At 40.3% G+C, this 15201-nt stretch carries 9 protein-coding genes; 2 read left to right on the plus strand and 7 right to left on the minus strand.

The features are described 5' to 3' along the window. Nucleotides 1-17: 17 nt before the first annotated feature. The 6 genes from SORDD15_RS06685 to SORDD15_RS06710 form a co-directional block, all read right to left on the minus strand. Nucleotides 18-605, minus strand: a complete 588-nt coding sequence (locus tag SORDD15_RS06685; RefSeq protein ID WP_061415799.1) for a TlpA family protein disulfide reductase — start codon at nt 603-605, stop codon at nt 18-20. Nucleotides 606-985: 380 nt separating this feature from the next. Further along, nucleotides 986-2332, minus strand: coding sequence for a type I glutamate--ammonia ligase (gene glnA / locus SORDD15_RS06690; protein WP_061415800.1), 1347 nt, complete (start codon nt 2330-2332; stop codon nt 986-988). Nucleotides 2333-2368: 36 nt separating this feature from the next. After that, complete coding sequence (gene glnR / locus SORDD15_RS06695; RefSeq protein WP_038805783.1) at nt 2369-2725, minus strand: transcriptional repressor GlnR; 357 nt, start codon at nt 2723-2725, stop codon at nt 2369-2371. Nucleotides 2726-2801: 76 nt separating this feature from the next. Beyond that, nucleotides 2802-3329 carry an FUSC family protein gene (locus tag SORDD15_RS06700; protein WP_061415802.1) on the minus strand — a complete coding sequence of 176 codons (528 nt, stop codon included), beginning with the start codon at nt 3327-3329 and terminating at the stop codon, nt 2802-2804. Between the two features lie 133 nt (nt 3330-3462). Further along, nucleotides 3463-7386, minus strand: a complete 3924-nt coding sequence (locus tag SORDD15_RS06705) for an antigen I/II family LPXTG-anchored adhesin (protein ID WP_061415804.1) — start codon at nt 7384-7386, stop codon at nt 3463-3465. A 168-nt stretch (nt 7387-7554) separates the two neighbouring features. Next, nucleotides 7555-8754, minus strand: a complete 1200-nt coding sequence (locus SORDD15_RS06710; protein WP_061415806.1) for a phosphoglycerate kinase — start codon at nt 8752-8754, stop codon at nt 7555-7557. 353 nt (nt 8755-9107) lie between these two features. On the opposite strand from SORDD15_RS06710, the gene SORDD15_RS06715 reads away from it, so the two are divergent. Together SORDD15_RS06715 and SORDD15_RS06720 are read left to right on the plus strand one after the other, a co-directional pair. After that, nucleotides 9108-10034, plus strand: a complete 927-nt coding sequence (locus SORDD15_RS06715; protein ID WP_061415808.1) for a helix-turn-helix transcriptional regulator — start codon at nt 9108-9110, stop codon at nt 10032-10034. 84 nt (nt 10035-10118) lie between these two features. Beyond that, nucleotides 10119-10487, plus strand: coding sequence for a hypothetical protein (locus SORDD15_RS06720; protein WP_025168475.1), 369 nt, complete (start codon nt 10119-10121; stop codon nt 10485-10487). A 118-nt stretch (nt 10488-10605) separates the two neighbouring features. On the opposite strand, the gene SORDD15_RS06725 is transcribed toward SORDD15_RS06720, so the two are convergent. Beyond that, nucleotides 10606-15063 (minus strand): endo-beta-N-acetylglucosaminidase, encoded by a 4458-nt coding sequence (locus SORDD15_RS06725; protein WP_061415810.1) that lies wholly within the window; start codon nt 15061-15063, stop codon nt 10606-10608. Nucleotides 15064-15201 lie beyond the last annotated feature (138 nt).

Raw genomic sequence — 15201 nt, forward strand, 5'->3', positions numbered from 1 at the left:
ATACCTATACTGTATGGCTAGTTTAGTATCGCTTGTAGCTCTTTCGTGAAAGTTTCTGACGTGGTATGGCTAATCAAGACATTCTTGATTTCTTGTTTTTTATCTACGAGATACATACTAGGAATGGTTTGGACCTGTAGAGTATCAGCTGCTGACTGGTCTATATCGTAATAATACGGGAAAGTATAACCTTTTTCTTTGATATAGCGATCAGCATTCTCCTTTGTCTCCCTATCTGGATCACTCATGTTTAGCAACACAAAATGAACCTGTCCTCCATACTTTTCATACATTTTTTGAACAATGGGCAGTTGTTTCTGGCAATCTGGACACCAACTCGCCCATTCAACAACTAACATGGGTTTATCATACAGTTCTGAACTGGCAATCACACCGCCTTCTCGAGTGGTCATTTTAAATTCGGGTAATTGTTGACCTTTCAGACTCAAGGCAGTGTTCTTCTCAGCACTTGAAGTTGATTGCGAAACTGATGAAGTCCCTACTTCTCCGTCCTTAACGGGGCTAGTATAATAAATCAAACCCACCGACAATCCGATGATGACTCCCACTGCTAAAAACGGAAGCCACCACTTATCTTTTTGCATAGAATCTCCTTTCCTTTTTAATTTTAATGAAATATGGCGAGTAGAATTTAAATGAATAATATATTAAAAAATTTATAAATCCTCCAAAACTCATCTATTCCAAAAAACATTTTATCATTTACTAATTCGTATTTCAAGAAATATGTTGCCAAATTGTAAACTTTTTCTTTCCCACACTAAATCCTCTATATCAATGTATTAAATAGGTATAACGAAAATTCTTGGGAGTTATTTTCGGAATATTATTTCTTTTTAATGCATAATCAACCCTTTCTTATTTCCTATTTTTAAATATAATAACTATACTAAAAACAACATCAAAATACATTTAAAATTTGCAGTAATAAAAAAGACCGCCCTCAGGCAATCTTTCTTCTATATTAATAAAGATCTAAATAATTATCAACTTCCCATTGTGAAACGAAGGTCGCATAGCTAGCCCACTCGATACGTTTCGCTTCAAGGAAGCTAGTGTAGATGTGCTCACCTAGGGCTGCCTTGACCACTTCATCTTCAGTCAAAGCTTTCAAGGCGTTGTGAAGAGTTGATGGAAGGTCTGTGATTCCAGCTTCCTTACGCTCTTCTGCTGTCATGATGTAGATATTTTCTTCGATAGGAGCTGGTGCTTCGATTTTGTTTTCAATACCATGCAAACCAACTTCCAAAAGAACCGCCATAGCGATGTATGGGTTTGCCATTGGGTCCACTGAACGCAACTCAAGACGAGTTCCCATACCACGTGAAGCTGGTACGCGAACAAGTGGCGAACGGTTACGACCAGCCCAAGCAATATAAACAGGTGCTTCATAACCTGGAACCAAACGTTTGTATGAGTTAACTGTTGGGTTCATGATAGCAGTATAGTTGTAAGCATGCTTGATCAAACCACCAAGGAAATGGTAGGCCGTTTCAGACAACTGCATTCCTTTTGGATCATTTGGATCAAAGAAGGCATTGTTTCCTTCTGCATCAAACAAGGACATGTTACAGTGCATACCTGATCCAGCAATACCAAACTTTGGTTTTGCCATAAAGGTTGCGTAAAGGCCGTGTTTACGAGCAATAGTTTTAACAACGAGTTTAAAGATTTGAATCTTGTCACAGGCACGGAGGACTTCATCATACTTGAAGTCGATTTCGTGTTGACCAACGGCCACTTCGTGGTGACTCGCTTCTACTTCAAATCCCATTTTGGTCAAGACATTCACAATCTCACGACGCGTATTGTCCGCAAGGTCAGTAGGGGCCAAGTCGAAGTAGCCCCCCTTGTCATTCACTTCAAGGGTTGGGTCCCCATTTTCATCCAGTTTAAAGAGGAAGAACTCAGGCTCTGGACCAAGGTTAAAAGATTTGAATCCCGCTTCTTCCATGTGACGAAGAGCACGTTTCAAATTGCCACGAGGGTCACCTGCAAATGGTTCTCCTTCTGTTGTATAGACATCACAGATCAAACCTGCAACACTTCCATTTTCATCCCCCCAAGGGAATACTGTCCATGTATCCAAGTCTGGATACAAGTACATATCTGACTCATTGATACGTACAAAACCTTCAATAGAAGATCCATCAAACATAGCCTTGTTTGACAAGACTTTATCTAACTGTTCATCTGTAGCAGGAATTTCGACGTTCTTCATGGTTCCCAAGATATCTGAAAACATGAGACGGATAAAGGTAACGTTTTTTTCCTTGACTTCACGACGAATATCTGCAGCTGTGATTGGCATGGGTTTTCTCCTTAATATCTGACTACTTGCGATTGCCTAACCGCGACCAAAAGGTGACTGCGCTGAAGCAAAGCGCCCCTGCTGGAGGAGTTCATTGTGAAGTGCACGACGCACTTCCGTCTGACTCACGGCTTTCTTGGACTTCGCCTCACGTTCAGCATATTTCTTCTTAATGGCAGCGATATTAAAACCTTCAGAGATATAATCTTTGATTTCAAGTAGACGATCCATGTCATTCAATGAATACATGCGACGGTTTCCTTCGTTTCGATCAGGTTTAATCAACTCTTGATCTTCATAATAACGAATCTGACGCGCCGAGAGATCGGTCAATTTCATAACACTGCCGATAGGAAAAACAGCCATATTTCGGCGAAATTCTCTTTCCTTCATTTACAATTTCCTTCTTTCTGTCTATTATAGTCTAAAAAAAGACAAACGTCAACGAATAATGTCATAAAATGTAACATTATTTTCTTTTTTTCTCCCAAAAGAGTTTCAGTTGCTCAATATCATAATTCACAAGGATTGCGACAAAAACTCCCATAAATGTTTCAAATACGCGCGCAAACACGTACAAAAATGTTTCTCCGCTTGGTATTGATAGGGTAATAATCAACATAGCCGCTACACCACCAATAACTCCTGCCTTGTTGTTCATGGCAACATTTGTCATAATGGTTAACATGGTGCAAATTGGAACAACTAGTAAGGTTACCCAAAAGGCTCCATGAAATAAAGTGTTTAAGAGGAAAAAGACAAGGGCGTAAAAACCGCCAATACTGTTTCCTAAGATACGCGAAGTTCCAAAATGGACGCTCTTATCAAAGCTCTCTCGTAAACTGAAGACCGCTGTTAACGCTCCAATTTGAAGCCCCTTCCAGCCAAAAAAACCAAAAATCAAGAGAACTAGAAAAACAGCAATACCGGTTTTAAAGGTTCGCATGCCAAGTTTGAACTGTGATTTATCAAATTTATATTTTTTAAAATAGCCCATAATTTCAACTTTCTACTACCATTTTAACATAAATTAGTTGATTTTATGAGTGAAAATCAATAGGAAGCGTTTTTTAATTTAGACTATAAAAAAGAGGAAACAGAGTTCCTCTTTTCTATTTAACTTTTAGAGCTTAGTTGCTTTCGTCTTCTTTACGTTTCAACTGACCAAGTCCTAAAACTCCTACTAAAGCTGCTAGACCAAGATATGGCATGTAGCTTGAATCATTTGTACCTGTTTGAGGTAGAGTAGGGTTACCTTTTGGATTTGGAGTAGGAGTTGTTGGCTCCTCTGGTTTCTTAGGTTCTGGCGTTGTCGTGCGAACTGTATTTGAAGCGTAAGCAACTTTGTTCACAGTATTTACATAGGTATTTTCAAAGGTTCCGACAGCAATTCGTTTCATTTGAATATAAGTCTCAGCCTGGAATGGAGAATCCAACTGAATCTCTTGAAGGAATTCTTCCTTGAAGCGAATTGTAATCATTCCCTTATCTTGATCATGTTCAACCTGTGTTTCAGCTGTTAAGTCTGTCCCTGCCTTGATAACACGACCGTCTTTCAATCGGATATCAACCTTGGCAAGAACTTTATAATTTCCAGTGTATTGATCACCTTTTTGGTCATAATCATCTACAAAACTATAGTCATTCAAGTCCTCAGAATGATTTTGTGGAATCAAACCACCAATCAAACGATAATTGAAGTACTGGTTCAACGGAATGGTTTGACCATCGATATTGTCACTACTTGGATCCATACTGATTGTCACATCTTTTTTCGGTGTGATTTTCGGTACGTTGTTGACAACTACTTCTGTAGCATAGCCATTTCCAAAATCAATTTGGTAGGCTTTGTTTTCATACTTACCACCCGTTTGACCAAATTCAGGTTTAACTGTCATCGGATCTGTGATGAGCAATGATTTTCCTGTTGCTACATAGTTCTTGTAGAATTCAGCTGGATTATCAGCTGAGAAGAGTTGGAAAGCACCTTTAACAGTGATGTTGGCTTTCTTCAACAGCTCTTGAACCTTCTTAGGCGCAGCTTCTAAACTATCATATTGTTGAACACTGATACCTGATACAAGGTTGCCCTCTAGATCACGAATCTTAACCAATTCTGGATGAAGGGTTAAGGCTTCTTCTGGATAATCATCCACATAGTAGAAACCATTTTGAATTGCTTCTTTAGAAGATTTATCTCCCTTGTATTGGTCCAAATCCCATGTGAGTTCATAGTAGTTCGTTGAACCAGCTAGAACTTCTTTGCCATCAATATTCACACCTTGCTTGTTCTTGTTAACTTTCAAAGGCTTGATGTAGTTGTTATTTGGATTGTCAGGATCATTTGGTTTACCTGGAGTCGTTACACGAACAATGTTTGACTTGACACCGTAGGCATCGTTGACTGTCAATGTAAAGTTATTTGTATAAGTCGCCCCATCATTCAAGACACGACCAACAACAGTTGGATATAGAGTCTCAAAGGATTTTGTCAAATCCGCATTGAAAGCAGCCAAGGTCTCCTCAGTAGCCTTAAAGGTTACAGTGTGACTAGCTTTGTCATAGCTTGTTTCAAACCCTTTGCTTGCAGCCTTGGTTGCTTCCCAATCAAACTGATAGCCAGTTGGAAGTGGATCTACCAATACAAACGAAGTTGTTTTTGGACGCCCTGCAGTTAAAGCTTCCGTTTTCAACTCAAACTTCACTACAGACTGCTTAGCAACTAGGGTACGGTCGATATCTACTCCATCCTCATTTTTAATTTCTTTATTAATCTGAGGTTGTGCAAAAAGACGATTGTAATGGAAGTGAACTGTTGGCACCGCTGGTGGTGTTGGCAACTGCTTAGGAGTTGGTGCTACCGGTGGTGTTGGCAATGGATCATAATTTGGCTCTTCTGGCTTTGATGGCTCTGGTTGATCTGGAGTTTTTACCGGTGGAGTTGGCTCATTTTCATAGCTTGGTGCTACTGGAGCTGGTTCCAATGGTTTCTCTACTTCATAAGTAGGAGCTTGTGGTTCAGTTGGTGCTACCGGTGGAGTTGGTTTTTCCTTAGTAATTTTTGGAACGTTGACCGCACGAATTTTACCATTAAGTGAGTACCAAATGTTTGGTTTTTTACCTTCAGTATTGTCTCGTCCAGGTACTTGAGGCATTTCCGCTACAGGCATCACATTGGTAGCAGACGTTGCGCCAACCGTAACATGATTCGTAGTTCCAGACATACTAATAGCTCCTGCACCATACCAAGAGTTTGGTGCATCAGAAGTATCCCAACCAGAACCCGGCTCGCTCGCTCTAGTATACATGGTCCAGCGAGCTCCACCCTGTCCTTGTCTAAAGTTGAGCGTCTCAGTTGCATAAATCATGCCATTCTTTTCACCGATGGATGAACCGGAGATTTTGACAAACTTACCACTATAATCCTTGGCCATCTCAATAGAGTTGTGCTCACGGTTAAGCGATGCTACAGAAAGAAGGGCGTTGTCAAAATTAATTGGCTGATCATTTTCATCATAGAAGGTGAATTCATTTTTAATGAAAAGCGAAGTGTCTTTTTCTACTTGACCCGTATAGGCTGAAGCAAAGACTCCTAGAGTAGGGTCGGTAAAGATCCCCAACCAAACTTTTCCACTAGGATTTTTAAATTGTGAAGAAGGATCTACAGTATATTTGTAAACAATCTTGGAAATCTTTTTACCGTTGTAGTATGAATTTTGAAGGTTGGTATAAGTTGCAGTTACGCTTTGCCCTTTTTCTAGAAGAACTGAGCCCCATTTCACCTCCGTTTTATTCCCTACATTGGTTGTCCAGTCTGATTTGTCTCCAATATTACCATACAATTCCACTGAAGAAGTAGTTGCACCGTTCTCCAAGTTCTTGACATTGAGATTGTCTAACTGAAGATTTTTCTTGCCATATTGGTCAGTATCTTTCTTGAAGGCTTCATCAACAGCTGCTGCTGTAAGAAGTTTTCCTTCTGTTTTGAGGTCCAGTTGAGCTTTCGGTTCTAAATCATAAACCAAACTCTGAGCAGATGGCTTAGACAAGTACCCGTCCTGATCCTTATTTTTTTCAAGTTCTACCAATGCAGCCTTAATTTTGGCCTGCTCATCTTCATAAGCCTTTAATTTAGTAGGATACTCAGCCAACTCTTTCTTATACTTGGCAAGGTCTGCTTCATATTTCGCAACTTTAGCTTCATAGTCTGCTTTGGCTTTATCATTCTGTTGCTTAATTTCTTCATTTTTAGCTTGAAGTGCTGCATTTTTTGCAGTATTTTCTTTTACTGCTTTATCATATGCCTCTTTAGCTTCAGCATTAGCTTTTTGTACTCGAGCTAATTCTGTCTGGTAAGCTGAAAGTTTATTTTGATAATCCTGTTGACTATCTTCATTTGCTTTTTTGACAGTTGCTAAATCTTTTTGATATTGTGCTAGCTTAGCCTCATATTCTGCTTTAGCTGTTGCATTGGCAGTGTTGATTTTTTCAACTTCTTCTTGATGACTTTTTAGATCTTTTTGATACTTGTCATCCGCTGCTTTATTTTCAGCATTGACTTTATCTGTTTCAGCCTGATGAGCTGCAACTTCTTTTTTATATGCTTCAGTTGTTGTCTTTACTTCTTCAGCCTGTTTAGCATAGTCGCTTTTAATCTCATCTTGTTTTTGAGCATTCTCTGTAGCAGTTGTGGCTGTTCCTTTGTCTTTTGTTTCATCTTGAACCACCTTAACTCCTGCAGATTTTGCATCAGCAACTGCTTTATCCAAATCAGCTGATGATACTTCTACTGGCAAAGCTGAGTCTTTAGAACCAGCCTTAGCTTGGCTTTCTTTGGCAACTTGGCTCATTTCCCCCTGAGCTTCAGGTAGATTTGTGGCTGGGTTTCCTGTAGTAGCTACCTCAACTGTACTTGTACTAGTTGTCTCTGTAACTTCATCAGCAAATACTGCTTTGTCTGCAAAAGCAATCAAAGCAGTTCCTAAAACAGCACCACACAAAGTTTTCGCAACTTTGCTTTTACGAAATCCATAGACTTCTTTTTTATTTTTCATTATAATCCCTTTCCTTATCTAAATTTAGTCGTTACTTCTTATACTAGCACTTTACAAGGCAGGATGCAAATATTTACTCTTTTTTCTTTTTATTTATAGAAAAATTCCACATATTTATAAATTAAATTAAAAAGAAGATGGTCACACCATCTTCTTTTAGTTAACTATTTATTTTTCAGTCAAAGCTGCCAATCCTGGAAGAACTTTACCTTCAAGGAGTTCCATTGATGCTCCACCACCAGTAGAGATCCATGAGAACTTGTCTGCACGGCCAAGGTTGATGGCTGCAGCAGCTGAGTCACCACCACCGATGATTGATTTAACACCTGGTTGCTTCACGATAGCATCCATGACACCGATTGTACCAGCTTGGAAGTCTGGGTTTTCAAATACACCCATAGGTCCGTTCCATACAACTGTTTTTGCACCAGTCAAAGCTTCGTCAAATTTAGCGATAGATTTAGGACCGATATCCAAACCAAGGAAGCCTGGGTCTACTGCTTCACCTTCAGTGTCTTTCACTTCAGTGTAGTCAGCAAATGCGTTTGCTTCTTTTGAGTCAACTGGCAAGATCAATTTGCCGTTTGCTTTTTCAAGAAGAGCTTTCGCAACATCCAATTTGTCTTCTTCTACAAGTGAGTTACCAATTTCGATACCTTGAGCTTTGTAGAATGTGTAAGTCATCCCACCACCGATAAGAACTTTATCAGCTTTTTCAAGCAAGTTTTCGATAACACCGATCTTGTCTGATACTTTTGAACCACCAAGGATCGCTACGAATGGACGTTCTGGAGCTTCAACTGCTTCTTGGATGTAGGCAATTTCGTTTTCAAGAAGGAAACCAGCAACAGCTTTTTCAACGTTTGCTGAGATACCAACGTTAGATGCGTGTGCACGGTGAGCTGTACCGAATGCATCGTTTACAAAGACACCATCTCCAAGTGATGCCCAGTATTTACCAAGTTCAGGATCATTTTTAGATTCTTTTTTGCCGTCAACATCTTCGAAACGAGTGTTTTCAACCAAGAGAACTTGTCCATCTTCAAGAGCGTTAACAGCGGCTTCCAATTCAGCACCACGTGTAACACCTGGAATAAATTTAACTTCTTGTCCCAATTTAGCAGCCAAGTCAGCAGCTACAGGAGCAAGTGATTTACCTTCTTTGTCTGCTTCTTCTTTTACACGTCCAAGGTGAGAGAAGAGGATTGCACGTCCACCTTGTTCAAGGATGTACTTGATAGTTGGAAGAGCTGCAGTGATACGGTTGTCGTTGGTAATCACGCCATCTTTAACAGGTACGTTGAAGTCAACACGAACGAGAACTTTTTTCCCTTTCAAGTCAACGTCTTTAACAGTCAATTTTGCCATTAGATATGACTCCTTCTTTTTTTATACGTGTTAATTATATCACAAAATCAGCAAAAGAGATAGAAAAACCCTAAACTTTTCTTGTTCATTCTTCTATCTATTAACCTAAAAACCTAGGATTGCAGTCCGGAAAAGAGTAATCTTCACATAATTCGGTTGGAATAATTTAGGCAAATTTCTTGATTGATCTGCCTAATTACTTCTATACCATTCTTTTTCTAAGATTTTAATCCTTAATATTCTAAACTCTACAGTCCTTCTTTTTGAATTGCTGGGTTTCTTATTATACAATATAACTAAAATAGTTTCTTCAGTTTGTGCTATTTGAGATTAAAAGAAGGGGAATTGCTATCATGAAGTTAGAAAGACTAATCTATATTTTACTGTCTCTTTTAAATAAGAAAAGAATAACAGCTAAAGAGATTGCAGATAGGTTTGAAATATCTACTCGAACTGTATATAGAGACATGGATACGCTCAGTTTAGCGGGGATCCCAATCTATTCAGAACGCGGAGATAAGGGAGGTTTCTATATACCAAGCGACTATAAGATAGACAGGAACTTTTTCACTGAGGAAGAGAGACAGTTTATCATTAATATGAGCCAAAATGTTAGTAAAATCGTTGGTCATTCAAGTCTTGACAGTATCGAACACAAGCTGTCTTCTCAAGAAATTACGAGAGCAAACAGTCCTTTTTACTTTGATCTCAGTTCCTGGACTCTTAATACAAATTATTTACTAGAAATTGAGGAAGCGATACAAACTGAACAGATGATTTCTTTTTCTTACTATTCGAAAAAGCAAGAGAAAAGTCAGCGAACGGTTATTCCATACAGATTGATCTATAAACTGAATGCTTGGTATGTTATCGGTTACTGCTTAGAAAAATTAGATTTTCGTATTTTTAAATTAACTCGAATTCGTGAACTAGAACTAGTGGAGATAAAAGATAAACCATTCGATTATCCACGTTTATCTCAAGAAAAGTTAGAGCTTTTTTTAAATCCCCCAAAACATAAAGTGGAGGGGCAAGGAGAAGAAATCGAACTAGTTTTTACAAGATTTGCACTCCCAAAAATCTACGATCACTTCACGGAAGAAGAAATCAGAGTCGAGGACGAAATAATAAAAGTTCAGGCATTCAGAGCTTTAACTCCTGCATTTTTTGATTTACTCTTAAGCTTTGGTTATCAAGTAAAGGTCGTATCTCCAAGTCACTTACAAAATCTACTGGTCAGTACTCTCAAAAAAAATCTTCAGCAATATGACAACCTGTAGTCATATTGCCTTTTGTATACTCTTAAGTGGGCAAAATATTTCATGATATTCATCATAGCCCAATTATTTTACAGGAGGTTCCAAATGGATACAAAAACACTTGCAGAAAGCTATTTTACGGCAGTAAATGAGGGAGGCTGGGAAGATTTCGTAGCTGAAAACTTTGATTATGGCATGTGCGATAGTATAGAAATTCGACAAGGACGTGATATTTATTTGCAAGGCGCAGGCCAATTCTATGCTTTGAGCCAGCATCTTGAAGTAAAGCAATTACTTGTTGATGGTCGAACAGTCTCAGCTTTAAATCGCTACCGTCTACATTCTCCTCAAGGAAAAGAACTAGAACTGGATGTCGCAGAATTTCTGAAATTCGATGAGTTTGATAAATTAGTTGCATCCAATATTTATTTCGACACCTATCGTTTCCAAAAATTTATCCAAGGAATTGAATAACAAAAATCTAGCTTCAAATTTACTCTTCAATTTCAAAACTAAAAACAAGGTCTGACTAATCTACAGTCAAACCTTGTTTTTTTATTTTTATGAGAAAATCCAAGATTCGTAAATCTGATTAGTCTTCTCTCTTCTTTCCAGCAAGCAAGCCGTAGCTACTCATTACTCCGAGGAGTCCCAGCGCTACTAGACTAGCATCTCTTGTCGCTCCCGTATTTGGAAGCTCTTTGCTTGCCTCTTCACCTTTTGCTGATACTGCTAAAGGCGCTTGATCCCTTGTTTGTGAGACTTGCTCTTCTTTCGTTCCAACTTCGGTGATTTCAGGCAGAGCTTCCTTGAGAACTTCGGCCGAACGGAGAGTCCGTTTGCCTTGGGCATCCACTTCTATAAAGTGACGAACTTGGCCTTCAACTCCAGCTTGTACAACACGGCGTTGTCCTTTGAGAAGCTCGGCGTTTGGTCGTTCTTGGCGTTCGAAGGCTGTTGTTTCAGTTTCAACAACTAGTTCAGGGAGAGCTTCAACTGTTGGGGCCACTTCATTTGGATCCATGCTTCCAACATGATGACTTTCTTCTGCGGGGGCTAGTTTCTTATTCAACTTTTCTTTCATTTCCGCAAAAGCTTGTGGAGTTGGCATCTCTGAAGCTAACAAAGTTTCTGCTTGTTCAATCAAGTCAGCTTTAGGATCTTTTTCACGGACGGATTCAAGCAAGGCTTCTAATTCTTCTCTAGCAGTTTGATAGCGTTGATTGCCATCCAAGTCTGTCCCTGCTTGTTTCAACTCATTCAAAGCCCGGTTGACTTCTTCTTGGCTAGCATTGTGGTTTTCTGCTACAGCTTTCGCTGCATTGAGCTTCTCTACTAGTGCTGCTTGTTTGTCTTCGCTTGAGAAGGTGTAGGCAAGGGTTGACTGACGACCTTGGACAGCAGTGATTTCTTGTTTGAGGTACTCATCGTTGACAGCTGCTTTTGGAGAAACCAAGACATCAAACTCAGCGGTGTGCCCCTTGTAATGCAAGGTCAAGGTCTGACGACCAGTCTTTTGAGCATCGTAGCCCGTAATTTCAACACCTTGATCTGTAAAGGCATGGCTTTCTTCTGTCTCATCATCATAGAGAACTCCAAAGCGCCCTTCTGCAAGATCCAGTTGATCACCTACTAGATAGTCTGTTTTCGGTTTCTGAGTAATGTACAGACCTGCTACTTCTTTCGGTTTCGCTTGGTCTTGTCCTGTCACTTGCACTTTTAAGTCACCAGTAACTGGAAGTCCAAGGTAGCTGACTGTGAGCTTTTGTTCCCCTTTTTGTCGAGCGTCGTAGCCAGATACCGTCACACCTGAGTGAGTAAGGTTGATCAGCTCGTCTGCTTCTCCCCCTTCGTATTGAACACGGAGGGTTCCACCTCTAAGGTCAAGTTTTTCTCCCTCTTTGTAAACCGTCTTCTTAGGTCCTTTTTCAAGGCTAACTGCAGCAATTTTTCTCTCATCCTGTGGAATCGCTACTGCCAAGGTGTTACTGATTTCTTTGCCAGGTAGTTGGGTACGATAGTAGAGGAGAGTTGGTTGCTTGTCAAAGCCCAATGGTGCTGTTGCCAAGTCGCCTCCAGTTTCAGTCTTCAAAGTTGCAATTGGCGTTTGTGAATCTGCCTTGTCATAAACGGTGATAGTTGCACCTGCTGGAACATCTGAGAAACCAAGTTGAACTTGATGGTTTCCAAGTGAACGTGCTGCGACCTTAGCCATCGGAATATTTTGGCTCTCAGTATCTAGACTTTCGTACATTCTCCAGTTATAAATCCGAATCGCTTTCCAAGGAGTTCCATTATCAGAAGTGAGGATATTTAAGCGCCACTCTTGAGCTGTAATTGGTTTATCTAGGGTCACATCGGTTACATGGGCTTTGTTTCCACGAATTTCCTTTGCTAGTTTCCATTCGCCGTCTGTATCCTTATAATAAAGATCAAAATCCTTGGTATTCATCAAGCCGTCATTAACCGACTCACCACCTGCTCCTGCGTGATCCATCGCCCATCTCACAATGCGTCGAGGTTGCGTCAATCGAATATCCACACTACCGCTCAATTGTCCAGAAGACCACTTGTCTGATAGACTCGTGATAGTGCCATTTAGCATGCCTTCAATTCCTTCTCCGCCGTCCGATTGTGGGAAAGTACTACCGGTAACGGTTGCTCCTGGAACGATATTTTCAGCCAATGGTCTTGGAAGAGTTGTGTCCTGAACCGTCATGCCCCAGTTAAAGAATGTCGTCGCCACTTCAGAACGAAGTCCATTTTTACCAACTGCAACGACTTTCAATTCCTGAGTCGTACCAGTCGCATTAGCAGAACGGCTAACTTTTGGCAAGTAGATAGTGGAAGCAGATGATCCTGTCAATAAACGCCAGTTGTTGCCATCTTTTTCGTAGACTTCATAAAAGTCAGCATCTTTGTTTCCCACAAACTGGACAACTGCTTCAGCTTCTTGGGCATTCTTGAGGGATTGTTTCACCACAGAGAAGCCTGTTGGTGCTTGGGGCGCTTGATGATTGTCTGTAATTGTTAATTGCCCTAGGTTGAACTGATAATCTTTTACAGCTCCAGCATGTTCGAAATAGAGTTTGATAGCATAGATGGTTTTTCCAGCTAATGAGCTGAGGTCAAATTCTTCATTTGTCCAATCGTCAGAAAGAGTAAGCTCTTTACGAGCAACTGTGTCTTCAAACTTGTAGTCTGGAGTCGTAGAGAAGGCCATATAAACTTTAGAGCCTTTTCCTCCCTTGTGGGCTACACGGAGTTTGGTGTTTTCGGTCACTTCTAGCTTAGTAGAATACAATTTCACATCTTGCTCTGTCTTGCCAGTTACATCACCTGAGAATTTAAGGGAGTTTCCACCATTGTAGGCGTCTGTAAAGTCATACTCCGCACGGAGTTTCTCACCTGTTGAAGTTTGCCACCAACGCCAAGTTGGCAAGACACCTGAAACAGAACGGTAGTTCCACTCAGAATCCTTAGAAACTTTACCGTCTACAAACCACTTTCTACCATGACCTGTATTAAAGGAAGTAGTGAATGTCCGGCCTACTGCTGGCGTGCGGTCAGCGACCAAGTTGGCAATCCCATACCACTCTTTGTCGTCTGGTTTTTGAGCAGTTGGATCACCTTGATAACCTGTGAAAAAGATATCTTCATTTTTGTGGTAGTCTTCACCAGTTTTTCCTAAACTAGTAATGGTATCTGGAGCAAAAAGACCAAGAGAAAGACGTAATTTCCCTCGCTCATCAAAGAGGGCATCCCAGTTAACCTTTGTTCTATAAGATCCTCCTTGTTGCAACTCTAATCCTGCAAAAACATCATATTGACTCCGTTCAATCCATTTAGCCATGGCGACCGTGTAGTCATTTTTTTCTTTATCCCAGTTAAAGTTGGCAAAAAACTGGTCAGCGGGAACCTGATCGCCTTCTTTTTGCATGAATTGGTAATTGTTATCATCTAATCCATCATAGTGCCAACGACCGTATTTGTAGGTCATGGCATCGTACCAGGCATACTTGATAGGGTGGTTGACTTTAGCTGCATACTCTTTTGTATAGAGCATGAATTGACGCATTTTTTCACCCAGTGGTTCTACCAATTCACCTGTTGTTTCTTGGTTGATAAAATACCCATCATAACCATAGTATTTTGCTAAGTCAACGAGTTTTCGAGCGATTGGGAACGTTCCATCTGCATCCTGTTTTAAGGCTTCCGCAAACCGTTCTTGGTCTGCAATGCTATTAGACCAATTGAAAAAGAGGGTACCATAAACCGGAACCCCATTACGGTGCCCCGCATCGATGACATCAGGAGTTGGAACTAAGCCTTCCCAGAAAACCATCGAATCCAAGTATTGCCAGTAGTCAAAAGCGTAGGCCTTGAATTCTTCTCCACCAACAGAAGCGTGGTCTTTAGCTTTCGAATTGGTATTTGCTAGTGCTTGAACTTTGGCTCTTCTACTAGCTTTTTCATTAACCAACTGGCCTCTATGGCGCTTGGCGAGTTCAACTGAGGAACGGTTGATGGCATCATCCTCACGCGCACCCGGTTCCCATTTGAGCAAATCCTCCCAAGTATCAAATTTGATTTCTTTAGGTCGGAGACTCTTTTCTTCATTTTTAGGAACGTCTGCTAGAATCGGTTTGTCGGCTTTCTTCTCAACCACTTGAGGAGCTTCCTCTGGTTTGACTTCTTCTTTTTCAGTTGGTTGAGCAGGTTTTTCAGCTTTATCTGTCGGAGTTGGCTTCGCTTCTTCTTTTTCATTAACCAGATCCGTTATTGTTGGAGTGTTTTCTGAAATTGGTTGCTCAGCTACTTTGTTCTCTGTTTCCGATAATTGTTTTTCGATAGCTGCGGTGTCTGGATTAGCAGTTTCACTCACATTTGCCGCTTGAGCGCTCGTATTAGTAGCTGTTTCAGGGACAGCGACCTGTTCGGCAAGAGCTGGACTCGCAAATAAAACTGAACCAATCATCAAGGAACAAGCCCCGATTGACAGCTTACGAATACTGTAACGGCAACGTTTTTCATAGAATAGATTTTTCATCTTATCCTCCTAACAAAATATAAAGTAAGCGCTTTACTTTTTTGATAAAAAGTAACTGTTCTCATGCCAAGACATCAGAACAGGATCATCTTCATTTTATCTCATATGAAAGCGATGTCAATCTATTTAATATAAAAA

Source organism: Streptococcus oralis (assembly GCF_001578935.1).
Lineage (GTDB): Bacteria > Bacillota > Bacilli > Lactobacillales > Streptococcaceae > Streptococcus > Streptococcus oralis_R.

Excerpts from the sequence above, each read along its gene's own strand:
- SORDD15_RS06685 (WP_061415799.1), bottom strand. The coding sequence starts at position 605 with ATGCAAAAAGATAAGTGGTGGCTTCCGTTTTTAGCAGTGGGAGTCATC.
- glnA (WP_061415800.1), bottom strand. The coding sequence starts at position 2,332 with ATGCCAATCACAGCTGCAGATATTCGTCGTGAAGTCAAGGAAAAAAAC.
- glnR (WP_038805783.1), bottom strand. The coding sequence starts at position 2,725 with ATGAAGGAAAGAGAATTTCGCCGAAATATGGCTGTTTTTCCTATCGGC.
- SORDD15_RS06700 (WP_061415802.1), bottom strand. The coding sequence starts at position 3,329 with ATGGGCTATTTTAAAAAATATAAATTTGATAAATCACAGTTCAAACTT.
- SORDD15_RS06705 (WP_061415804.1), bottom strand. The coding sequence starts at position 7,386 with ATGAAAAATAAAAAAGAAGTCTATGGATTTCGTAAAAGCAAAGTTGCG.
- SORDD15_RS06710 (WP_061415806.1), bottom strand. The coding sequence starts at position 8,754 with ATGGCAAAATTGACTGTTAAAGACGTTGACTTGAAAGGGAAAAAAGTT.
- SORDD15_RS06715 (WP_061415808.1), top strand. The coding sequence starts at position 9,108 with ATGAAGTTAGAAAGACTAATCTATATTTTACTGTCTCTTTTAAATAAG.
- SORDD15_RS06720 (WP_025168475.1), top strand. The coding sequence starts at position 10,119 with ATGGATACAAAAACACTTGCAGAAAGCTATTTTACGGCAGTAAATGAG.
- SORDD15_RS06725 (WP_061415810.1), bottom strand. The coding sequence starts at position 15,063 with ATGAAAAATCTATTCTATGAAAAACGTTGCCGTTACAGTATTCGTAAG.